At 55.9% G+C, this 20,465-nt stretch carries 18 protein-coding genes; 12 read left to right on the forward strand and 6 right to left on the reverse strand.

From position 1 onward, the window contains the following. Nucleotides 1–51: 51 nt before the first annotated feature. Complete coding sequence (locus tag ABWO67_RS09780; RefSeq protein WP_353151018.1) at nucleotides 52–1,698, reverse strand: electron transfer flavoprotein-ubiquinone oxidoreductase; 1,647 nt, start codon at nucleotides 1,696–1,698, stop codon at nucleotides 52–54. A gap of 217 nt (nucleotides 1,699–1,915) precedes the next feature. Between ABWO67_RS09780 and ABWO67_RS09785 the strand changes: the two genes are divergently transcribed. The 10 genes from ABWO67_RS09785 to ftsB all read left to right on the forward strand — a co-directional run bounded on the left by ABWO67_RS09785 (nucleotide 1,916) and on the right by ftsB (nucleotide 12,214). Then, a complete protein-coding gene (locus ABWO67_RS09785) occupies nucleotides 1,916–2,365 on the forward strand; it encodes an acyl-CoA thioesterase (protein WP_353151020.1) in 450 nt (149 codons plus the stop codon). A 141-nt stretch (nucleotides 2,366–2,506) separates the two neighbouring features. Then, nucleotides 2,507–3,214, forward strand: a complete 708-nt coding sequence (locus ABWO67_RS09790) for a CoA transferase subunit A (protein WP_353151023.1) — start codon at nucleotides 2,507–2,509, stop codon at nucleotides 3,212–3,214. Between the two features lie 2 nt (nucleotides 3,215–3,216). Beyond that, a complete protein-coding gene (locus tag ABWO67_RS09795) occupies nucleotides 3,217–3,870 on the forward strand; it encodes a CoA transferase subunit B (RefSeq protein ID WP_353151026.1) in 654 nt (217 codons plus the stop codon). 42 nt (nucleotides 3,871–3,912) lie between these two features. Beyond that, entirely contained in the window at nucleotides 3,913–5,736 is a 1,824-nt protein-coding gene (locus ABWO67_RS09800) for an aminopeptidase P family protein (RefSeq protein ID WP_353151028.1), read from the forward strand. A gap of 102 nt (nucleotides 5,737–5,838) precedes the next feature. Further along, the gene (gene pyrG / locus ABWO67_RS09805; RefSeq protein WP_353151030.1) at nucleotides 5,839–7,512 is read left to right on the forward strand and encodes a CTP synthase; all 1,674 of its coding nucleotides are present in this window, start codon (nucleotides 5,839–5,841) and stop codon (nucleotides 7,510–7,512) included. A gap of 334 nt (nucleotides 7,513–7,846) precedes the next feature. Further along, a complete protein-coding gene (locus tag ABWO67_RS09810) occupies nucleotides 7,847–8,131 on the forward strand; it encodes a DUF1330 domain-containing protein (RefSeq protein ID WP_353151031.1) in 285 nt (94 codons plus the stop codon). Between the two features lie 133 nt (nucleotides 8,132–8,264). Beyond that, entirely contained in the window at nucleotides 8,265–9,902 is a 1,638-nt protein-coding gene (locus ABWO67_RS09815) for an MFS transporter (RefSeq protein ID WP_353151078.1), read from the forward strand. Beyond that, nucleotides 9,899–10,348 carry a MarR family winged helix-turn-helix transcriptional regulator gene (locus ABWO67_RS09820; RefSeq protein ID WP_353151034.1) on the forward strand — a complete coding sequence of 150 codons (450 nt, stop codon included), beginning with the start codon at nucleotides 9,899–9,901 and terminating at the stop codon, nucleotides 10,346–10,348. The genes ABWO67_RS09815 and ABWO67_RS09820 overlap by 4 nt, the downstream gene beginning before the upstream one ends. Nucleotides 10,349–10,550: 202 nt before the next feature. Further along, nucleotides 10,551–11,837, forward strand: a complete 1,287-nt coding sequence (eno, locus tag ABWO67_RS09825; RefSeq protein WP_353151037.1) for a phosphopyruvate hydratase — start codon at nucleotides 10,551–10,553, stop codon at nucleotides 11,835–11,837. A gap of 50 nt (nucleotides 11,838–11,887) precedes the next feature. Beyond that, nucleotides 11,888–12,214 (forward strand): cell division protein FtsB, encoded by a 327-nt coding sequence (ftsB, locus tag ABWO67_RS09830; RefSeq protein ID WP_353151039.1) that lies wholly within the window; start codon nucleotides 11,888–11,890, stop codon nucleotides 12,212–12,214. A 3-nt stretch (nucleotides 12,215–12,217) separates the two neighbouring features. On the opposite strand, the gene ABWO67_RS09835 is transcribed toward ftsB, so the two are convergent. The 3 genes from ABWO67_RS09835 to ABWO67_RS09845 form a co-directional block, all read right to left on the reverse strand. Further along, nucleotides 12,218–13,276 carry a TadE/TadG family type IV pilus assembly protein gene (locus tag ABWO67_RS09835; RefSeq protein ID WP_353151041.1) on the reverse strand — a complete coding sequence of 353 codons (1,059 nt, stop codon included), beginning with the start codon at nucleotides 13,274–13,276 and terminating at the stop codon, nucleotides 12,218–12,220. 92 nt (nucleotides 13,277–13,368) lie between these two features. After that, nucleotides 13,369–14,277, reverse strand: coding sequence for a dihydrodipicolinate synthase family protein (locus ABWO67_RS09840; protein ID WP_353151044.1), 909 nt, complete (start codon nucleotides 14,275–14,277; stop codon nucleotides 13,369–13,371). A gap of 57 nt (nucleotides 14,278–14,334) precedes the next feature. After that, on the reverse strand, nucleotides 14,335–16,029 hold the full coding sequence (locus ABWO67_RS09845) for a thiamine pyrophosphate-binding protein (RefSeq protein WP_353151047.1): 1,695 nt from the start codon (nucleotides 16,027–16,029) through the stop codon (nucleotides 14,335–14,337). 222 nt (nucleotides 16,030–16,251) lie between these two features. On the opposite strand from ABWO67_RS09845, the gene ABWO67_RS09850 reads away from it, so the two are divergent. After that, on the forward strand, nucleotides 16,252–17,235 hold the full coding sequence (locus ABWO67_RS09850; RefSeq protein WP_502929993.1) for a Bug family tripartite tricarboxylate transporter substrate binding protein: 984 nt from the start codon (nucleotides 16,252–16,254) through the stop codon (nucleotides 17,233–17,235). Here ABWO67_RS09850 and ABWO67_RS09855 read toward each other — a convergent pair. Both ABWO67_RS09855 and ABWO67_RS09860 read right to left on the reverse strand, forming a co-directional pair. Further along, on the reverse strand, nucleotides 17,222–18,178 hold the full coding sequence (locus tag ABWO67_RS09855) for a LysR family transcriptional regulator (RefSeq protein ID WP_353151053.1): 957 nt from the start codon (nucleotides 18,176–18,178) through the stop codon (nucleotides 17,222–17,224). The genes ABWO67_RS09850 and ABWO67_RS09855 overlap by 14 nt on opposite strands. Then, nucleotides 18,175–19,107 (reverse strand): LysR family transcriptional regulator, encoded by a 933-nt coding sequence (locus tag ABWO67_RS09860; RefSeq protein WP_353151055.1) that lies wholly within the window; start codon nucleotides 19,105–19,107, stop codon nucleotides 18,175–18,177. The genes ABWO67_RS09855 and ABWO67_RS09860 overlap by 4 nt, the downstream gene beginning before the upstream one ends. A gap of 139 nt (nucleotides 19,108–19,246) precedes the next feature. Between ABWO67_RS09860 and ABWO67_RS09865 the strand changes: the two genes are divergently transcribed. Next, nucleotides 19,247–20,413 carry an alpha-hydroxy acid oxidase gene (locus ABWO67_RS09865; protein WP_353151058.1) on the forward strand — a complete coding sequence of 389 codons (1,167 nt, stop codon included), beginning with the start codon at nucleotides 19,247–19,249 and terminating at the stop codon, nucleotides 20,411–20,413. Nucleotides 20,414–20,465 lie beyond the last annotated feature (52 nt).

Genomic DNA, 20,465 nt, shown 5'->3' on the forward strand with positions numbered 1-20,465 from the left:
GGCACAAAAACGAAGGCACAAAAACGAAGACAGAAGACAGCTAAAACCGTCTTACATCCCGTTGTAAACCGGCCCCTCGCCGCCTTGCGGTGCCACCCACACAATATTCTGCGTCGGATCCTTAATATCGCAAGTCTTGCAATGCACGCAATTTTGCGCATTGATTTGCAGACGATCTTCGCCTGTGTCCGTTTTCACGAACTCATATACACCGGCCGGACAGTAACGCGCCTCTGGGCCGGCATACTTTGCGAGGTTGACCGACACCGGAATCGAAGCATCCTTGAGCGTCAGGTGTATGGGCTCGTTTTCTTCGTGGTTGGTATTGGAAATAAACACCGAACTCAGACGATCGAACGTGAGCTTGCCGTCGGGCTTGGGGTAATCGATGCGGGCACATTCGGCCGCTGGCTGCAAACAGGCGTGATCTGGTTTGCTGTGATGCAAGGTCCAGGGCATTTTCCCCTTCAGCAACCATTGCTCGATACCAGTCATGACGGTAGCAATGGTGCGGCCTTTTTTAAACCACTGCTTGAAATTGCGTGATTTGTTCAGTTCGGCATGCAACCAGGAACTTTCAAATGCGGCAGGGTAAGCCACCAGCTCGTCGTGACTGCGGTCGGCCACAATGGCGTCGAAAGCGGCTTCTGCGGCTAGCGCGCCAGTCTTGATAGCCGAATGGCTGCCCTTGATGCGCGATGAGTTAAGTACGCCGGCTTCGCAACCCACCATGACGCCGCCCGGAAAGCATAGCTTGGGCAGGGACAGCAGGCCGCCTGCAGTGAGGGAACGCGCGCCATAGGCAATGCGCTTGGCACCCTCGAAGGTCGGGCGAATCGCAGGATGCGTCTTATAGCGCTGGAATTCCTCGAAGGGAGAAAGCCATGGGTTGGCGTAGTCCAGCCCCACGACCAGCCCGACTACAACAATGTTGTCGGCCAGATGGTAGAGAAAAGAGCCACCGTAAGTGTCTGAGTCCAGTGGCCAGCCCGCGGTATGCATGACCAGGCCAGGTTGTGACTGCGACGGGTCGACTTCCCACATTTCCTTGATGCCAATGCCATAGCTTTGCGGATCGCGGCCCGCATCCAGCTTGTAGCGGCTGATAAGCTCGCGTCCAAGTTGACCGCGTGAGCCTTCCGCAAAAACGGTGTAGCGTGCATGCAGTTCCATGCCAGGCTGGTAATGCGGTGTGTGGGAACCATCACGCGCAACGCCCATGTCGCCCGTGGCTACGCCTTTTACGGCGCCAGTTTCGGTGTAAAGAATTTCGGTTGCGGCAAATCCGGGGAAAAGATCTACACCCAGCGCTTCGGCTTGCTCACCCATCCACCTTACGACATTGCCTAAACGGACTATGTAATTGCCTTCATTGTGAAAGCATTCCGGCAATAGCCAGTTGGGCGTAGCGCGCGAGCCTTTTTCCGTCAGGAACAAGAACTTGTCTTCGGTTACCACAGTGTCCAGCGGGGCGCCTTTTTCTTTCCAGTCGGGAATCAGTTCGTTAAGGGCGCGGGGGTCCATGACGGCGCCAGACAAGATATGAGCACCGACTTCAGATCCCTTTTCCAGGACGCAAACGCTGATTTCGTGGTCGCGTTCGGCTGCAAGCTGCTTAAGCCGTATAGCGGTTGCCAGGCCGCCTGGCCCTGCACCCACTACAACGACGTCGTATTCCATTGATTCGCGTTCAGCCATTTTGTAAAGATCTCCCGTATGTCTGCTATGGCGAGTGGCCGGTAAGGCCAGTATTTTGCTTTATTCCCTGATTGTATTGTAGTCTTGAGACGCATGAGGATCCGGGCGTCTGCGTACAGCGAGGTATTTCGCCCGCAGTTGGCCTATCTGCGTTCTAGAGGGCGGTTTCTTGCCGTTATACTTCAACTACGCTTACTTTTGCGAAAGGGTTCTTTCCATGCAGATTACTGATTCACCTTCTTCGCCTGTTATCGGGGGCGCTTTCCGTTGCGCCATACCGGTACGCTGGGGCGATCAGGATGCCCAGAATCATGTCAACAATACGCTGTATTTTCGCTATTTCGAAGAAGCCCGTGTTCAGTTGTTTCAGTCGGCCGGGATCAGCTTGCCGGAGACCAGGGCGGGCATCCTGGCTCACGCATCCTGTGACTTTCTTAAGCCGCTCACGTATCCGGCGACCGTTGTAGTGACACAGGTGCTTACTCGCGTAGGACGATCCAGTATGACGGTAGACACGCTTATCGAACGGGAAGATGAACCCGGTGTGGCCTACGCTAAGGGCAGCTACGTTATTGTCGGTGTCAATGCCAGTTCTGGAAAGTCCTCACCCTGGACTCCGGGCGAGCTATCCAGGTTCGCCAAGGCTTTTGTTGCCGAGCAGGTTTGACGGCAGGCCTGCGAATCCGGTGTTCGCTGGCAACGTAAAGATTTGAAGTGTGGTGGTTTTTTAGTTCCTTTTTGTTCCTTTGCGGGCGAAGCCATATGAATTTTCGCCTCCGTATGCAGTTTTGAAAATAAGGATGGAGTAATGGATAAAGTCTATGCGAGTGCCGAAGAAGCACTTAAAGGCGTTGTCGCCGATGGTCAAACCATTGCGGTCGGCGGGTTTGGCCTTTGCGGCATTCCCGAAGCCTTGATTGCGGCGCTACGTGATTCAGGTGTGCAAAACCTGACATGTATCAGCAACAACGCGGGTGTCGACGGCTTTGGCTTGGGTCAATTGCTTAGCACGCGCCAAATCAAGAAGATGATTGCGTCGTACGTTGGCGAAAACAAAGAATTCGAACGCCAGTTCCTGGCCGGCGAACTCGAACTCGAATTTACTCCCCAAGGCACGTTGGCCGAAAAACTGCGCGCTGGCGGCGCTGGCATCCCCGCTTTTTTTACCCGTACCGGAGTGGGCACCATCGTGGCCGACGGCAAGGAAGTCCGCGAATTCGACGGTGAAAAATATGTCATGGAACGATCCCTGGTTCCCGACGTGTCGTTGGTCAAGGCCTACAAGGCGGATCGTAGCGGCAATCTGTTATTCCGTAAAACCGCACGCAACTTCAATCCTAACGTCGCCATGGCCGGAAAAATCACAATCGTCGAAGTCGAAGAGGTTGTCGACACTGGCACCTTTGATCCCGACCACGTCCATCTGCCGGGCATTTATGTGCATCGCATCGTGGTCAACGCCAACCCCGAAAAACGTATTGAACAGCGTACTGTCCGCAACGCACAAGGAGCTTGAAGATGGCCTGGAATCGTGAAGAAATGGCGGCGCGCGCTGCCCGCGAACTGCAAGACGGTTTTTATGTGAACCTTGGCATAGGCTTGCCCACGCTGGTGGCCAATCATGTGCCTGAAGGGATAGAGGTCTGGTTGCAATCGGAAAATGGGCTGCTGGGCATTGGCCCGTTTCCGACTGAAGACGAAATCGATGCGGATTTGATCAACGCCGGCAAACAAACCATAACGACCTTGCCTGGCTCATCCATTTTTGCGTCGGCTGACTCATTTGCGATGATACGTGGCGGGAAAATCAATTTGGCCATTTTGGGCGCCATGCAGGTTTCCGAGAAAGGCGATCTGGCCAACTGGATGATCCCGGGGAAAATGATCAAAGGCATGGGCGGCGCAATGGATTTGGTGGCAGGTGTGGGCAAGGTCGTGGTCTTGATGGAACACGTTGCCCGCAAGAAAGACGGCACGGAAGATATCAAGCTGCTGCCTGAATGCAACTTGCCGTTGACCGGAGTGGGTGTCGTGGACTTGATCATTACCGACCTGGGCGTCATTGAAGTCGCTGAAGGTGGGCTTAAGCTGATTGAGCTTGCTCCCGGTGTGACTGCCCAGGAAATCCAGTCCAAAACCGGGGCGAAGCTGGATGTGTCGGCGGTAGCTTAACGTTTCCGACCTATTTGTCTTTCTACCCCAGCCCACAGCACCATGCATGATCTTGTCGACGAAAGGAATATCGTGAGCCACTCAGTTTTTGCCGAACGTATCCGGGCCTTGCAGGCGGCCATGTCCTCGCACAAGGTGGACGCCTGCGTGGTGCTGTCGGCTGATCCGCATTTGTCTGAATATTTGCCGGAGCATTGGCAGGGCAGGCAATGGCTTAGCGGATTCGACGGGTCGGCGGGCACCCTGGTGCTAACTGCTGAATTTGCGGGGCTCTGGACTGATAGCCGTTACTGGGAGCAGGCCGATCATGATCTGGCTGGTACCGGCATACAGACCATGCGTGCGGGTGCGCCCGACGTGCCTGGCCCGGCCGACTGGCTGGCTGCGGCATTGCCGCGCGATGCCCGCGTAAGTATCGATGGCCAGGTATTGGCTATTCAGGCGCATCGTCAATGGCAGGCAACACTGGCCGCCAAAGGCGTCAAGCTGGTTTGCGACCTGGATCTGCTTGATGCCGTCTGGCAGCAGCGTCCAGGTTTGCCGCAGGGCACTGTCTACGAGCATTTGCCGCCATTTTCGTGCCGTACCCGCAGTGAAAATCTGGCTGCGGTGCGTGCTGAAATGGCAGGGCGCAACGCTGATTGGCATTGGATATCCTCGCTGGATGATATCGCCTGGCTATTTAATTTGCGTGGCGATGATGTTTCCTACAACCCGGTGTTTCTGGCGCATGCGCTGGTGGGCAAAGACAGCGCCCGTATTTTCGTAGCGCCCGGAAAAATCGATGAAAGCCTGTGCGCGCGATTATTGCAAGAGGGAATCCATGTCGAAGCTTACGATGCCGCGGCAGGTGCGCTGGCTTGTCTAGCCGAACGCGAAACCTTGCTGTTCGATCCAGCCCGTTGCACCGTGGGTGTATTGGCCGCAGCGGCATTTGTCGGTAAAGTGGAAGCGCTGAATCCATCGCAGTTATTCAAATCGCGTAAAAACGCCGCCGAAGCTGACCATGTGCGTCGCACTATGGAGCAAGATGGCGCGGCATTGTGTGAATTTTTTGCATGGTTCGAAGCCGCCCAGGGTTCGGCGCGCATCACCGAACTTACCATTGATGAAAAAATTACCGAAGCACGCAGCCGCCGGCCTCATTTCGTGACGCCCAGCTTTGGCACTATTGCGGCATACAACGCTAATGGCGCCATGCCGCACTATCATGCCACCGAGGCGTCGCATGCCGTCATCGAAGGCGATGGCCTGCTGCTGATCGATTCGGGCGGCCAATATTTGGGCGGCACGACCGACATTACACGCGTGGTGCCGGTAGGGCAGGTTAGCGTCGCGCAGAAACGCGACTACACAGCAGTGCTCAAGGGGATGATCGCCTTGTCGCTTGCCGTTTTTCCACGCGGCACGATGTCGCCGCTGTTGGATACGATTGCACGCATGCCGATCTGGCAGACTGGTGCGGACTACGGTCATGGCACTGGTCACGGTGTGGGATATTTCATGAATGTTCATGAAGGGCCGCAGTCTATTGCGTACCGCGCCACTATCAATCCGAATATGGCAATGCAGCCGGGCATGATCACATCGAACGAACCCGGCTTGTACCGCCCCGGCTTATGGGGCATCCGCATAGAAAATCTGGTTCTCGCCGTTCCTGCGGTCGAGACCGAGTTTGGCGAATTCCTGAAGTTCGAAACGCTTACGTTATGCCCTATCGATACCCGGTGCATCGAGTTAGGCTTGCTGGCCGAGGCCGAACGCGCCTGGCTTAATGATTACCATGCCCAGGTACGCAATCGGTTGCTCCCCTTGGTCGATGGGAAGGCCAAAGCGTGGTTGTTGGAACGTACAACAGAAATCTGATCAAAACATCAATATTCGGCGGGAACTGTCTACAAGTTCTCGCCGCCCGGCTATAATCCAAATTTCCTGCTCTTGCCCGGCAACCCCGGGCATGTATCTACGATGACCAAATACGTATTTGTCACAGGTGGAGTTGTCTCCTCCCTGGGTAAAGGCATTGCCGCAGCCTCTCTCGCCGCAATCCTTGAATCGCGAGGCTTGCGCGTCACAATGCTCAAGCTCGACCCCTACATCAACGTCGATCCCGGCACCATGAGCCCCTTTCAACACGGGGAAGTCTTCGTGACTGAAGACGGCGCTGAAACCGATCTGGATCTGGGCCACTACGAGCGTTTCATTTCTACGCGGATGCGCAAGGTCAACAACTTTACGACTGGCCAGATCTATGAATCGGTGCTTCGTAAAGAACGGCGTGGCGATTATCTGGGCAAGACCGTTCAGGTCATTCCTCACATTACCAACGAAATCCAGGATTTCGTGGCGCGTGGGGCTAAGGCTGCCTGGGATGGTGCTGCCGATGTGGCTATTGTTGAAATCGGCGGCACTGTCGGCGATATCGAGTCCTTGCCTTTCCTCGAGGCGGTTCGGCAGATGAGCCTGCGTTTGGGACGCAACAATGCGGCATTCGTGCACTTGACGCTGGTGCCGTTTATTGCGTCAGCTGGCGAACTCAAGACCAAACCCACTCAGCACTCGGTGCAAAAGCTACGCGAAATCGGCATTTATCCTAATGCCTTGCTGTGCCGTGCCGATCGCCCTGTTCCCGATGACGAGCGCGCCAAGATTTCGCTGTTTTCCAATGTGCCCCTGGACGCAGTGATTTCCGTCTGGGATGCTGATTCCATCTACAAGATTCCGGCCATGTTGCATAAGCAAGGGCTGGATAACCTGATTTGTGACGCATTGGCGATTACGCCGCCGCCCGCCGACCTTACCGTCTGGGATCGACTGGTCGATGCCATCGAGCACCCGCAGCATGAAGTACGCATCGGCATGGTGGGCAAGTATGTCGACTTGACCGAGTCGTATAAATCGCTAAGCGAAGCCCTGGTTCATGCTGGTATCCATACCCAGTCGAAGGTATCGATTGAATATCTTGACTCCGAAGTTATCGAGGCAGAGGGCATTGATTGCCTGAAAGGCCTGGATGCGATTCTGGTTCCTGGCGGCTTCGGCAAGCGCGGTACTGAAGGGAAGATCAAGGCCATTCGCTATGCCCGCGAAAACGGTGTGCCTTATTTGGGCATATGTCTGGGCATGCAGTTGGCCGTAGTGGAATTTGCTCGCGATGTCGCCGGTCTGGGTGGCGCCAATAGCACGGAATTCGATCCGTCAGCGCCGCATCCAGTCGTGGCCTTGATCGCCGAATGGCAAGATCGCGAAGGTAAAATTGAAAAGCGCGACGATACGTCGGATCTGGGCGGCACGATGCGCAAAGGCGCTCAGCGTTGCCCAGTCAAGCCTGACACGCGTGCTTTCAAAATATATGGCAGCGAAGTCAACGAGCGCCATCGTCATCGTTATGAAGTGAATAACGTATATGTGTCGCGTCTGGAAGAGGCTGGCATGGTAATCAGTGCCCGGACTCCTACGGAAAATCTTCCCGAGATCATGGAGTTGCCTAATCATCCTTGGTTCATGGGCGTTCAGTTCCATCCGGAATTCACGTCCACGCCTCGTGATGGGCATCCGTTGTTTACCAGCTATATTCAAGCGGCAATCGACCATCAGGCAGTGCGCAAGGCGGAAGCCGATAGCACGGTATCGGCTGCTTGATTGAGTAAGGCTGGTTTAGCTGTGTTGTTTTAGGCTACGAGTTGGAAGGCTAAGGCCTGCTGTAGTGAGGTGATAAAGCGCCATGAATCTTGGGATTTGTGGCGCTTTTTCTTGGTCTGCGTGCTGGGTCATAGTGTCCGTGCCTCTTTTTAAGCCGCGTGCCAGGTTCTGGGAGGAGCTCATATTCCTGTCACAGCAGCCACGGCGTGTTTAAGAGACGCAATCGCAGCAGCAGTAGCAGCGTGTTTAAGAGGGACTAGGCGCAATCGCAGCAACGACGATTCCTCTTGTATAGTCCTTATGTTGCTGAGCCCAGCGTTTTTCTGAATCCGCCATGACTGCCTACATAATCGCCAACGTCACCGTCACCAATCCGGAAGCCTACGAAGACTATCGCCGCTTTTCGACACTCGCCATGCGGGCGCATGATGTCAAAGTTCTTGTGCGAGGGGGAAAGGTTCAGACCCTGGAAGGACAGAACCCTGGACGTACTGTAATCCTGCAATTTCCAAATATGGCCGCCGCCACCGTGTTCTATAACTCAGCTCAATATCGACGAGCCCGCAATACTCGCGAGCGCGCCGCCATTATGAACATGTATATCGTAGAAGGCATATAGCCTGGGTGGCTGCACTGCACTGCGCAGCAGGGCGACCCGTACTGCGTTAATACATCACAAGTTTCAAAAATTTGTATGAATAACTTGCCTGCATGCTGACCGATCATTAAAATTGTTGACTTAACAATCATTGATAGATCAAAGGTTAGCAATGTCAGCCCAGCAAACATCACAAGCCGAAGACACGGGACGTGTTTTATCGGTGCGCAAATCGCTGATGGCCATGTTGGGACTCTGCTTCGTTACGATGCTGGTGGCTGTTGATCAGACTGTCGTCGGCACGGCTCTGCCCACCATTGTGGCCGAACTGAACGGATTCGAGCTGTATGCCTGGGTTGCGACTTCCTACTTGTTGACGTCCGTCATTACGGTTCCTATATTTGGTCGTCTGGGCGACTATTACGGTCGTAAACGCTTTGTTGTGGCGTCTATCGTGGTGTTCACCTTGGCTTCGGTCTTATGCGGTATGGCCGACACCATGCTGCAACTTGTCTTGGCTCGCGGGTTGCAAGGCATAGGCGGGGGTATGTTGGTAGGGACTGCTTTTGCCTGTGTTCCAGATCTTTTTACCGACACCCACGTGCGTTTGCGCTGGCAAGTATTGCTGACCGCGTCTTTCGGGATAGCTAATGCCTTTGGGCCTTCTTTGGGCGGATTCCTTACCCAATACATGGGATGGCGCTCGGTTTTCTATGTCAATTTGCCTATAGGCGTCATCAGTCTGTATTTCGTTTGGCGTTTTCTGCCGCACATACGGCAAATCCAGCGTCGCAAGATTCAACTCGACTGGCAGGGGGCGATCCTGATAGCAGTGGGGTTGGGCTGTTTGCAACTTTTCGTCGAGTTTTTGCCCATGCACGGCGCCAGTATTTATATGGTCTTGCTAGGGGTTTTGGCGATTTCGGCCATCGCTTTATTGATTTATTGGGAAAAACGTTGTCCCGAGCCATTGCTGCCAATGGCGATGTTCCAGAACAAAAGCTTGGCGGCTTTGTTCTATTTGTCTTTTTTTGCCGGTTTTATCATGTTCGTGCTGTTGTTCTACCTTCCTTTGCTCCTGCAAGGGGGCTTCGGCATGACGCCCCAGCAAGTAGGGCTGCTTATTACGCCTTTGGTTGTCTTCATCACTATCGGCAGTGTCATGAATAGCCGTATTGTGATTCGCCTTGAGAAGCCCACCCATATTCTTTATTTGGGTTTTGGACTTATGACGATGGCTTGCCTGGGATTTGTTTTTTCCGACCGGGCTACGTCGCGCTGGCTGGTGGCAGGTTATATGATGCTGGGGGGCACCGGCCTGGGCTTTATCATGCCCAATCTGACGGTATTTGCCCAAGAAACGGCGGGACGCGCCTTGCTTGGTATTTCTACTGCGCTATTGCAATCCATACGCATGATAGGTGGAATGCTGGGTATGGCGGTGGTGGGCAGCTTGGTCACTCACTACTATGTCAGCAAGGTGCGCTTGTCTGTACCGGAAGGGCAGGGAAGCTCGTGGATTACCTTGCTGGAAGATCCACAAGTCCTGGTCAGCCATGCCGTGCAAAGCGACTTCATGGCACATCTGCAGCGCTTAAGCCTGCAGGGTGATGCTTTTATAGAGATTGCTCGCTTGTCCCTGGTGTCGGCTGTGCATCTCGGTCTCATTGTTACGGTGCTGGTTGGCTTGGTTGCTCTGGTGTGGGTGTACCGTGTTCCTACGATCCGTCTCTCTCGCTCCGTGGCGCCCACAGTAGCCAGCGATGAAAAAAAAGGGGATGAAGGCCGGTGAACGATATTCCACAATTGCAATTGATGCAGCAATTAGGCCGCACATATCGTGCTTTGATGTTGGGATTCGAAGCCAGTATTGGCCTTTCCATGGCTCGTTGGCGCATCTTGCTGCATTTATACCAATCGGGGGATGCTTCACAAAAGCAGTTGGCGCTGGACTTGCGGGTGGACCCTGCCGCGCTTACCCGCCAGATCAAAGCAATCGAAACCCAGGGCTGGATTCACAGGCACAGCGACGTAAAAGATAATCGCCTGACAAATGTTGCCCTAACTGAACAGGGGAAAGGGTTTGTTGAACAAATGCTGCCTAGGCGTGCGGCATTTATCGAGAAAGCACTGGGCGGTATATCGCCCGAGGACATACAAGGCATGGGTGCAATGCTCAATACCCTGGAGCAGCGCCTGCGTCAGGTAGCGTGCAGCTACACGGATGACCGGCAATAAGCGGCGGCGGCCAGATGCACGGGGCGCTTGCACTGCGTTATGATCCGTGACAGATCATTAAATTTCTAATCTTTTAAACTCAGGGTGAGGTCCGAAAGCCACAGCCCGGGTACAATCGGACGTTCGCGCATAATGTCGCTGCTTAGGGCAGACAAGCGCAATTTTTAGCGTAACCTTACATTCAAGCAGGATAGTCAATATTATGAGTGCAATCGTAGATATCATTGGACGCGAAATCCTAGACTCGCGCGGCAACCCCACCGTCGAATGCGATGTGCTGCTGGAGTCCGGCGCAATGGGTCGTGCGGCTGTACCCTCGGGCGCTTCCACTGGCTCCCGTGAGGCCATCGAATTGCGTGACGGTGATGCGTCTCGCTACCTTGGTAAAGGCGTCTTGCGCGCAGTCGAGAATTTGAATACCGAGATATCCGAAGCGCTCATGGGCCTGGATGCCCAGGAACAGACATTTGTCGATCGTACGCTTATCGATCTTGACGGCACTGAATCGAAAAGCCGTCTGGGCGCCAATGCCATATTGGCGGCCAGCATGGCCGTAGCGCGTGCGGCAGCCGACGATTCGGGCCTGTCGCTGTATCGCTATTTCGGTGGCAGCGGCCCTATGTCCATGCCTGTGCCCATGATGAATGTCATCAATGGCGGCGCACATGCAAATAATACGCTCGACCTGCAAGAATTCATGATTCTGCCTATCGGTGCGACCAGTTTCCGCGAATCGTTGCGCATGGGTGCGGAAGTGTTTCATGCTCTCAAGAGCCTGCTCAACAAACAAGGCATGTCCACAGCGGTGGGCGATGAAGGCGGTTTCGCCCCGAACGTCGCCAACCACGAAGCGGCTATCCAGCTTATTTTGCAAGCCATTAACGACGCCGGCTACGAAGCGGGTTCCCAAATCGCCTTGGGTCTGGATTGCGCAAGCTCCGAGTTCTATCGCGACGGCAAGTACCATCTTGCTGGCGAAGGCGGTATTGCCCTGACATCGCAGGATTTTGCCAATCTGCTTGCCACATGGTGCGACAAATACCCCATTATTTCGATCGAAGACGGCATGGCCGAAAACGATTGGGAAGGCTGGAAAGTGCTTTCCGACCAATTGGGCAAAAGGGTGCAGTTGGTTGGCGACGACCTTTTTGTTACCAATACCAAGATCCTCAAGCAGGGTATCGATCAGGGCATTGCCAATTCCATACTCATCAAGATCAATCAAATCGGCACCCTGACAGAAACCTTTGCCGCCATTGAAATGGCCAAGCGGGCGGGCTACACAGCGGTCATTTCACACCGTTCGGGCGAAACCGAAGATACGACAATTGCCGACATTGCCGTGGCAACCAATGCCATGCAGATCAAGACAGGCTCCTTGTCGCGTTCCGACCGCATGGGCAAATACAATCAGTTGCTGCGCATCGAAGAAGAACTCGCCGAAGTAGCGTCTTATCCAGGCCGCGACGCTTTCTACAACCTGCGCTAAGCAAAAAACCAGCAGCCCGGCTTTCGTGTCGGGGTGTTCTTGTGTAAGAAATGCGACTGCTATTTATTGTTTTAGCCTTGCTGACCGCGATTACCCAGTATCCTCTTTGGCTGGGTAAGGGCGGTTGGATGCGGGTTCAGGAATTGGAAAAAAAGGCAGCTAGCCAGCAGGAAACCAACGAAGCGCTGATTGCACGAAATAACGCCTTGCAGGCCGAAGTGCAGGATCTTAAATCGGGCAAGGCAGCCATAGAAGAACGCGCACGCGGGGAATTGGGCATGATCAAAGAGGGCGAAATTTATGTGCAGATACTAGCGCCACATGAAAAAGAACCAGAAATCAAAACTCCCGAGATCCCTAAAAAGAAGGGCAATTAGCCTTTAAACAGCAGTGCAGCACAATGCGACACCGCAGGCGGGGTCGTCCGGACTGACGGCAGGTTCGCCGGGTTCAACCATACTAATATCATTTTTATCCGAGCCTGGCTGGACAGCCGGGCCGTTTTTTTGACCTTGTTCGCCGCTTGATGGCACACTCCCTGCCTGCCCGCTGCCAGAGCCAGATTCTGGCGAAAGAGGGGGCGGCTGACCCGCAGTATGATGGTCCAGGCACCAGAGCCCCTGGCATGTTGCGGCTGGCGATAGCGGTATTGGCGAGGTTGGGCTTAAACCACCAGGGCCGACCACTTTGCCATGGGCCGGTAAAGGCCAGTTGACCGGGTGGGATTGCATGACAAGGCGAATGTTTTGTACAAGAGGCAGGTATCCCCCGCGGGCCATGGCATGCCGTGCGTAATCGGCGCCTTCGCTGCCCAGCATGCGTACTAGGCTTTTCATCCCGGGAAGTACCGGTTCGTGCAGATAGGTAAGGCGTAGTTCCAATGTATTGGCCTGCAAGATCGACTGCCCTGACAGAGGGCCTTGGCCATTCTGCCCGTTTTTATCCCGTATCCGTTGGTCTTGTTCGGCCAAATAGTTGTTGTTAATGGCAGCTAGCCCTGTTTGCCGAGCGATGTCCAGTGTGGGGTCGGAAAAATCCAGAAAGGCTCCAGGCGTGGGAGAAAGAATTTCGATACGCCAAGGGGCTGTGCCGGTTTCCTGGCTGCGTTGATTCAATGCCTTATGCAGTCGATGAGAGGCGCCGCCGTCCTGGCTGGTAACGAATAAGGGCAACAACGCCTTTTCAAATGCCGCTTCGATGGCAGAGGGGCTGGCGTGCGAAGTAATGGCCGCGCGCCCTGCTTCGAGCAAAGCCAGGCTGACGGCCTGCTTGTTAAACAGCCACTGCGCAACTTCGATGCTGCCCAGTCCAATCAGCAGAATGGGCACCGCAACAATGGAAAATTCAACCAGGCCTGCGCCAGATTGGCCCGCAGGCCGTAGCTGGGGTTGAGGCGGTAAGGGTGCTGTCTGAAACGAATGATGGTGGCGAGGAAACATGCCGCCAGTTTGCCGAGTTTTCGATAGGGCGTCGATTGTGGAAAATTCGCAGACAGCTTTGCGGCAATAGCGGATTGCCGATCAAGCTAACCTCAAACCAAGCCCCAGCTCTGCAGCAATTCCTTCATGCGCGTTAGCTGATTTGCCGTCAGCGGCCAAGCAGCAGGGGGGCGGGTGGGGCCGCAATTGTTGCCGATAAGCTGAAGTGCAGCCTTCACCCCGGTGACGTTGGTCCCATTCAATTCTTCTGCCCGTATGTTTTCGAAGTCTTCAATTTGCCTGATAAGCTGCATCGCCCTGGCATAGTCTTGAGCGCGCAAGGCTTGCAGTATCGCTACAGATTGCTCGGGCCAGATATTGATCAGCCCCGACGTGAATCCTTGCGCGCCTACGGCGCATAGCGCGGGCGCCCAGGTTTCCGCCAACCCGCACACCCAGATGATATCGGGGTCGGCGCGCTGTATGGCCTGAGCAAGCTTCATGGGACTGGGCGTCGCCCATTTCACGCCCGCCACGGTGGGGATCTCGGTCAGGCGCACGATGTTGTCGGTGCCTATGGCGTCGTTTCGCAGATAAAGCATGACGGGCAAGCCGTCCGCCGCGTCTGCAATACGCTCTACATAGTCGACGAGACCGCGTGGCGAGACAAACGGATCTGGCGGTTGATGCACCATAATGGCGTCGACACCGGCCTGTCTGGATGCGCGAGCCAGGGCGCAGGCTTCGTATACGCTGCGGCCTACCCCGTTGATGACAGGCACGCGACCGGCGACCATGTCGGTGGTCGCCGCCATCATGGCTTCTGCTTCGCTGGCCTGTAGCGCATAGAATTCACTGGTGTTGCCGTTGATGACCAGGATATCGACCTCGGCCTTGATGGCCCGGTCCATGATGGGCCGCAGTCTTTCGGGTGCGGTCTGATCATTGGTGTCGAAAGGGGTGACCAATATTCCGGAGATTCCGGTAAGCGCTCGGCGTAGCGTGCTTGAAATGCCAGTCATGTTGTTCTCATATAAGTTATAAGTTGTGTCGATTATGCTATTAGCGTTGGCATATGTTTAGCCGGCCAGGCGTGCCGTCGGAGTGATCTGCTGTGGGTCGGTGCGCAGTTCCAGCAACGCCAGCCCGCCCGCGTCTTGTGCCCGCTGGAACGCCGCAGCGAAATCCTCGGTGCAACTGACCTGTTCCGCATAGGCGCCAAATGATCGCGCCAGTGCGGCGTAGTCGGGCCCTTGCAGGCGCGTGCCGCTGATGCGGCCAGGATGATGGCGTTCCTGATGCATGCGAATCGTGCCATACATGCCGTTATTGACCACCAGCACAATCATCGAGGCGCCATACTCAGCCGCCGTCGCCAGTTCCTGGGGGTACATCAGAAAGCAGCCGTCGCCGGCGACGCACACTACCCGGCGTTGTCTGTGGCGCAATGCGGCGGCGACAGCGGCCGGCAGGCCATAGCCCATGGCTCCGCAGGTGGGGGCCAATTCGGTCCGACCTGCCCGGTATTCATAGTAGCGGTGCAGCCAGACTGAATAGTTGCCCGCCCCATTGGTCACGATGGCGTCATCCGGCAAGGTTTGTGACAGATGCTTGATCACTGCCGTCATGTCCACGCCCTTGTGCTCGGGCGCTAACGTTGGTGCGGCGCTAAAAGCTTCATGATCGGCGCGCGCTGCGCGGGTCCACTCTGACCAGGGTAGGTTGGTGGGCACAGCGGCCAGCGCCAGCGCAGCGACGGTGCAATCAGCGCTGGCGTGGACTGCGATGTCGGCCTGGTAAACACGACCCAGTTCGCCGGAATCTGCATGGATGTGTATGAGTTTTTGCGTTATCTTCGGGGGCGCCAGCAGGCCGTAACCGTCAGTCATGATGTCGCCCAGGCGCGTGCCTATTGCGAGGATTAGATCCGAATCTTTGATGCGTTGCGCCAGTTTGGCGTTCATGCCCAGGCTCAGGTGGCCGGCATACTGCGGGTCACGATTGTCAAGCAGGTCTTGACGCCGGAAAGCGCAGGCCACAGGCAGATTCCATTGTCTGGCGAAAGCGGCCAGGTCCTGACGCGCGTCCGCGCTCCAGTTGGAGCCGCCCACAAACACCAATGGGCGCCTGGATTGCGCAAGCGCCGTGGTGATCTGGTTCAGCGTTTCCGCCGCCAGCGTAGACGATTGCACAGGAGTGGCGGCACAGCCGGGGGTATCGCAGATTTCAACCAGCATATCTTCCGGTAGTGATATTACGACTGGCCCTGGACGGCCAGATACGGCAGTATGAAAAGCGCGTGCCAATATTTCAGGTATGCGGTTGGCGTCAGTGATTTCCACGACCCATTTGGCCAGCGAGCCGAACATCGCCTGGTAGTCGACTTCCTGGAAGGCTTCACGGCCTATGTGGTCCCTGGCGATTTGGCCCACGAACAGTATCATCGGGGTTGAGTCTTGCTGAGCAATATGCACGCCGATGCTGGCATGCGTGGCGCCTGGCCCGCGGGTGACCATGCAGATGCCCGGGCGACCAGTCAGCTTGCCATCGGCTTCTGCCATATTGGCGGCGGCGCCTTCATGTTTGGCGACGACCAGTTCGATCTCAGGGGTGTCGTGCAGCGCATCGAGCACTTCCAGGTAGCTTTCCCCAGGAACGCAAAATACGCGATCTACACCGTGCGCTCGCAGGGAGTCGACAATGGCGCGGCCACCTGTGCGCGGTGCATGCGTGGCGCTGGCAATCTGTGTAGTCGATGCGCTTGCATCCCTCATTTGTATTCTCCTAAAAACTGAATCAGCCACCAGGTGGGCTGGCCCAACAGTGTAAAGAGCCTATGCCGCCTTCCGGTATTGCCTGGAGTTCATTTCTGATATGAGCAATTCACATGGCAGCCATGCGGTGCCAGCCGGTAGAATCATTGCAGCATTCGGGACATTCGTCCAAGTTCGCGCCACCCGGAAATCAAATAAAAACGGAGACATTGCTTCATGAAACTGAACCGAAAATCGTTCTTGCTTGCGCTGACAGGCGCTCTGACGCTTGGCATGGCGGTTGCCACACCCGCTACTGCCGCCGACGACTGGCCTAACAAGCCTATTACTTATGTCGTGCCTTTCGCGCCAGGCGGCGCAACCGATATCCTTGGCCGAACCTACAGCCAAATGATAGGCCAGACATTGGGCGTGCCTGTCGTGGTCGAGAACAAGCCGGGCACGGGCGGCAGCCTAGGCTCTGCCTACGCTTCGAGGGCTAAGCCAGACGGGTACACGGTGGTCGGCGGCACGATCAGTTCTCATTCCATCAATGTCAGTATTTATCCCGATATCGGCTACGATCCTGTGGCTTCGTTTGTGCCCGTAATTCTGACGGGAACGCTGCCTAACGTACTGGTGGTGCGCGCCGACAGCGATATTAAGTCGGTTGACGACTTGATCGCCAAGGCAACGGCCAAGGAAGATGGGGTCACTTATGGGTCATCTGGTGTGGGTTCGTCTCAGCACTTGGCCGGCGCGTTGTTTGCCGGCATGATCGACGCCAAAATGCTGCATGTTCCCTATAAGGGCAGCAGTCCCTCGCTGCAGGCCTTGGTGGCTGGCGATATTGACTTGCTGTTCGACAATATTACGTCGGCGATGCCCCTGATAGAAGGCGGTCAGTTGCGAGCCCTGGCGGTTACCTCCAGCACGCCGGCCGATGCTCTGCCTAATGTTAAGCCGCTAAAAGATCAGGGTCTCAAAGGCTACGAGGTGGTGTCGTGGCAAGCGGTGTTCGCACCGGCCGGCACCCCGCGTCCTATCGTTGATAAACTCCACAAGTCGATGTATGCGGCTTTGCAGCAGCCTGCGGTACAAGAGCGTTTGAAGAGCCTGGGCCTGACGATATCGGGTGCTGGTCCTGACGAACTGGGCGCTTTTCAGAAGGCGGAAGTCGCCAAATGGGCAGAGGTCGTTCGCAAGGCCGGCATCAAGGTTCAGTAACAGCCTTAGACTGCGAGCTATAGGGGATCCCGCCGGGCCAGTTGCCCTGCGAGACCTGCTCACTGATCACCTGTCGTATCGACTGCAGGATGTCCCATTGGCCGATAACAGGTGGCCTATTGCGGGCGGTGGCGATGGCAATGTCCCGGATTACTTCCGGGTCGATCAGGCGGGCAGCTTGCAGGCTGCCCTGGGCCACCTCGTCGGCAACAGTGGCCAGGGGCAAAATAGTGCAGCCTATGCCTGCCTGCACAAGGTTTTTGCTGATGGCGTTCGAACCATCGCATTCCACTTCGATGTGCAGACGCGTGTTATAGGCGGCGGCCAGGGTTTCAGCGGTTTCGCGCAGGCCGTGGGGCGTACTGGGCAAGATCAAACGTTGCTTAAGCATGTGGGCCACCGGCATGGTTGCGCCCAGCGGCGCGTGGTCGGGTGGCGCCACAAAATATAAAGGTTCTTGCAGCAACATATCCACATCGATGACGCTAGCCTGGGCTGGTACATAGAGCAGTGCAACGTCGATTTTCCCTTCTATAAGCCAGTTGATCAATTGGTGGCCCAATGCTTCGACCATGTGCAGGTGCGTATCGGGAAAGCGCGCTCGCATGGCGCGGGCGAGCGCTGGGAAGCTGCGTTGAGCCAGTGTGGGTTGGGCCGCAATCACCAATCGGGAAGGGCCTTCCTCGGCGAGCGTAATGGCCAGCTTGCGCGTTTCGGTCAGCGCCTCGGCGACGGCCTTGGCGCGTGTCAGCAGCAGGGCGCCGGCATCAGTCAGGACCACTCCGCGGCCACTGCGGTGAAACAGGCGGACTTTCAGGTCGGCCTCAAGCCGGGCGAGATGGCGCGTCATGCTGGACTGTTCTATGCCCAGCTCAACGGCTGTTCGTGAAATATTGCCGTTTTCGGCGATTTTGACGAAGTATTCGAGGGCGATGGGATTCATGATGGCGTTGCCCCCTGTAATGCTGTGCCGGTTAGGAAGTTGATGGGCAGCCCGAAGTCGACGACCTCTTCCAGCAAGCCTTGCATACTGCGCATGACGGGGCGCGTATCGTTGCGCCGCATCTGCAAAGAGTAGTGCAATGGTTTCAGCGAGGGCCATTGTGGCAGCGGTTGCAGTAAATCACGTTGCAGCAGCGGGACTGCCCATGCCTGGGGCAGAAAACCTACGCCTACCGCTTCAATAAGCAGGGCGGAGACAGCGCTCCATGTATTGCATGTCAGACTGCGCCCCAGGATAACATTTGCGCGCGGCAGCCATTCTTCCACCATGCGGTGTGTGCCGGCGCCCGATGGCATGGTGATCAGGGGTACGTGTTGCAAGAGGACCGTGGAATGCTCGCGTTGGGTCTGGAGTAGCGCTGGCGCCGCCACCCAGATAAATTCCGCCTGGCCCAAGGGGTGTGATGCAATGCTGTCACGTGACGAAAATCCGGCAGCCAGCGCGAAGTCGAGCTCTCCGTTTTCCAGCGCTTGCTCCATTGCGCGACCGGTTTCCACATTGGGTTCCAGTTGCAGGCCGGGATAGCGTGCTACGGCCAGGCGGATGAAGCGCGGCAGCCAAGTCTGTGAGGCCAGCTCCCCAACGCCAAAACGCACGTGGCCTTGCAGATCGGTTTCGTGTTTTACGCTAAGGCGCAAGGCTTCAGACTGATCCAGCAGTGCGCTGACTTGAGGAAGAATGGAATGCCCGGTGGCTGTTAGCGTGGCGCGATAGGTGTCACGGTCGAACAAGGGTTCGCCCAGCGAGGCTTCCAGCTCTGAAATACGCTTGGATAGGGTTGATACGGACAAGTGCAGGCGTTGCGCCGCCACTGCGAAACTGGCGCACCTTGCGGCCCAGAAAAAGGCTTCGAGTTGCTTGAAGGTCATGGCTGCAACCTGGAGTGATAATGGTGAATTTATTCGAACAAGATTATATGAATATTATCGCTATATTTCTATAAGAACATTATTTATCATAGTTGGTTACCTGTTCCATTTACCGTAACTTCTACGAAAGTCGCCCCGTATGCTCAAGCACATTTATTCTTTGAACGATTTTGAACCCTTGGCCCGCAAAAAGCTGCCGCGTCAGTTGTTTAGCTATATCTGTAACGGCGCCGATGATGAGGTGTCAATGGCGAATAATAGGGCTGCCTTTAACGACTATGTGCTGATGCCGCGCATGTTGGCCGGGGTCTCTCAACGTGCCCAGAAAATAAAGATTTTTGGGCAAACGTTTGATTCCCCCTTTGGCATTTCACCTGTGGGCTTGAGCGCAATGTGGGCGTATCGCGGAGACATCCTGCTGGCCAGCGCCGCCGCACGGGCCAATATTCCGGCCATCATGAGCGGCGCGTCGTTGATTCCCATGGAAGACGTGGCGCGGACGGCTCCCGAAACCTGGTTTCAGGCCTATATGCCAGGTGACGCGACGCGAGTAGAAGCCTTGATCCAGCGGATCAGCGACGCAGGCTTTAAAACATTGGTGCTGACTGTTGATCTACCTGTTTCGGTCAACCCTGAAAATTATCAACGCAATGGCTTCAGTTCGCCATTGCGACCCACTGCGCGTTTGGCCTGGGAGGGGATCAGCCATCCTCGTTGGCTGCTGGGCACATTTGCCCGCACCTTGCTGCGCCATGGCATGCCGCATTTTGAAAACTGGCGTGCTGAAAGAGGGGCCCCTGTTTTGTCCGCCAAGCTGGATCGCGACATGCAGGCCCGCGACCATTTTGACTGGAGCCACGTGCGGCAGATTCGCGACGCCTGGAAGGGCAATCTGGTGGTAAAAGGCCTGGTGCGATGGCAAGATGCTGTGCTGGCCCGCGATGCGGGCGTTGATGGCATTATCGTGTCAAATCATGGGGGCCGTCAGGTTGACGGCGCGGTTGCGCCCCTGCTGGTGCTGCCGGAAATCGTCAAGGCTGTCCCCGACCTGGTCGTAATGATGGACAGCGGCATACGCCGGGGGAGCGACGTGCTCAAGGCCTTGTCATTGGGCGCCAAATGCGTGTTTGCAGGCCGTCCGTTTAATTACGCAGCTACGGTCGGCGGCCCTGCCGGCGCCGATCACGCCATAAAGATACTGCAAACGGAAATTCACAGGAATATGGCCTTACTGGGCATTAATCGACTGGAAGAGCTCGACGACAGCCTCGTACGCCACGTTTCCAGTTTGCGTCCAACGCACTAACCTGCAAGGCGAATTCCGCCAGTACTGCATTCTTTCCATTTCCAGAGGAAAA

Source organism: Pollutimonas bauzanensis (assembly GCF_040393045.1).
GTDB classification, from domain to species: Bacteria; Pseudomonadota; Gammaproteobacteria; order Burkholderiales; family Burkholderiaceae_B; genus Pollutimonas; species Pollutimonas bauzanensis_A.

What these genes read in the sequence shown, in the direction of transcription:
- ABWO67_RS09780 (WP_353151018.1), bottom strand. Translation starts at nt 1,698, where the DNA reads ATGGCTGAACGCGAATCAATGGAATACGACGTCGTTGTAGTGGGTGCA.
- ABWO67_RS09785 (WP_353151020.1), top strand. Translation starts at nt 1,916, where the DNA reads ATGCAGATTACTGATTCACCTTCTTCGCCTGTTATCGGGGGCGCTTTC.
- ABWO67_RS09790 (WP_353151023.1), top strand. Translation starts at nt 2,507, where the DNA reads ATGGATAAAGTCTATGCGAGTGCCGAAGAAGCACTTAAAGGCGTTGTC.
- ABWO67_RS09795 (WP_353151026.1), top strand. Translation starts at nt 3,217, where the DNA reads ATGGCCTGGAATCGTGAAGAAATGGCGGCGCGCGCTGCCCGCGAACTG.
- ABWO67_RS09800 (WP_353151028.1), top strand. Translation starts at nt 3,913, where the DNA reads ATGCATGATCTTGTCGACGAAAGGAATATCGTGAGCCACTCAGTTTTT.
- pyrG (WP_353151030.1), top strand. Translation starts at nt 5,839, where the DNA reads ATGACCAAATACGTATTTGTCACAGGTGGAGTTGTCTCCTCCCTGGGT.
- ABWO67_RS09810 (WP_353151031.1), top strand. Translation starts at nt 7,847, where the DNA reads ATGACTGCCTACATAATCGCCAACGTCACCGTCACCAATCCGGAAGCC.
- eno (WP_353151037.1), top strand. Translation starts at nt 10,551, where the DNA reads ATGAGTGCAATCGTAGATATCATTGGACGCGAAATCCTAGACTCGCGC.
- ftsB (WP_353151039.1), top strand. Translation starts at nt 11,888, where the DNA reads ATGCGACTGCTATTTATTGTTTTAGCCTTGCTGACCGCGATTACCCAG.
- ABWO67_RS09835 (WP_353151041.1), bottom strand. Translation starts at nt 13,276, where the DNA reads ATGTTTCCTCGCCACCATCATTCGTTTCAGACAGCACCCTTACCGCCT.
- ABWO67_RS09840 (WP_353151044.1), bottom strand. Translation starts at nt 14,277, where the DNA reads ATGACTGGCATTTCAAGCACGCTACGCCGAGCGCTTACCGGAATCTCC.
- ABWO67_RS09845 (WP_353151047.1), bottom strand. Translation starts at nt 16,029, where the DNA reads ATGAGGGATGCAAGCGCATCGACTACACAGATTGCCAGCGCCACGCAT.
- ABWO67_RS09855 (WP_353151053.1), bottom strand. Translation starts at nt 18,178, where the DNA reads ATGAATCCCATCGCCCTCGAATACTTCGTCAAAATCGCCGAAAACGGC.
- ABWO67_RS09860 (WP_353151055.1), bottom strand. Translation starts at nt 19,107, where the DNA reads ATGACCTTCAAGCAACTCGAAGCCTTTTTCTGGGCCGCAAGGTGCGCC.
- ABWO67_RS09865 (WP_353151058.1), top strand. Translation starts at nt 19,247, where the DNA reads ATGCTCAAGCACATTTATTCTTTGAACGATTTTGAACCCTTGGCCCGC.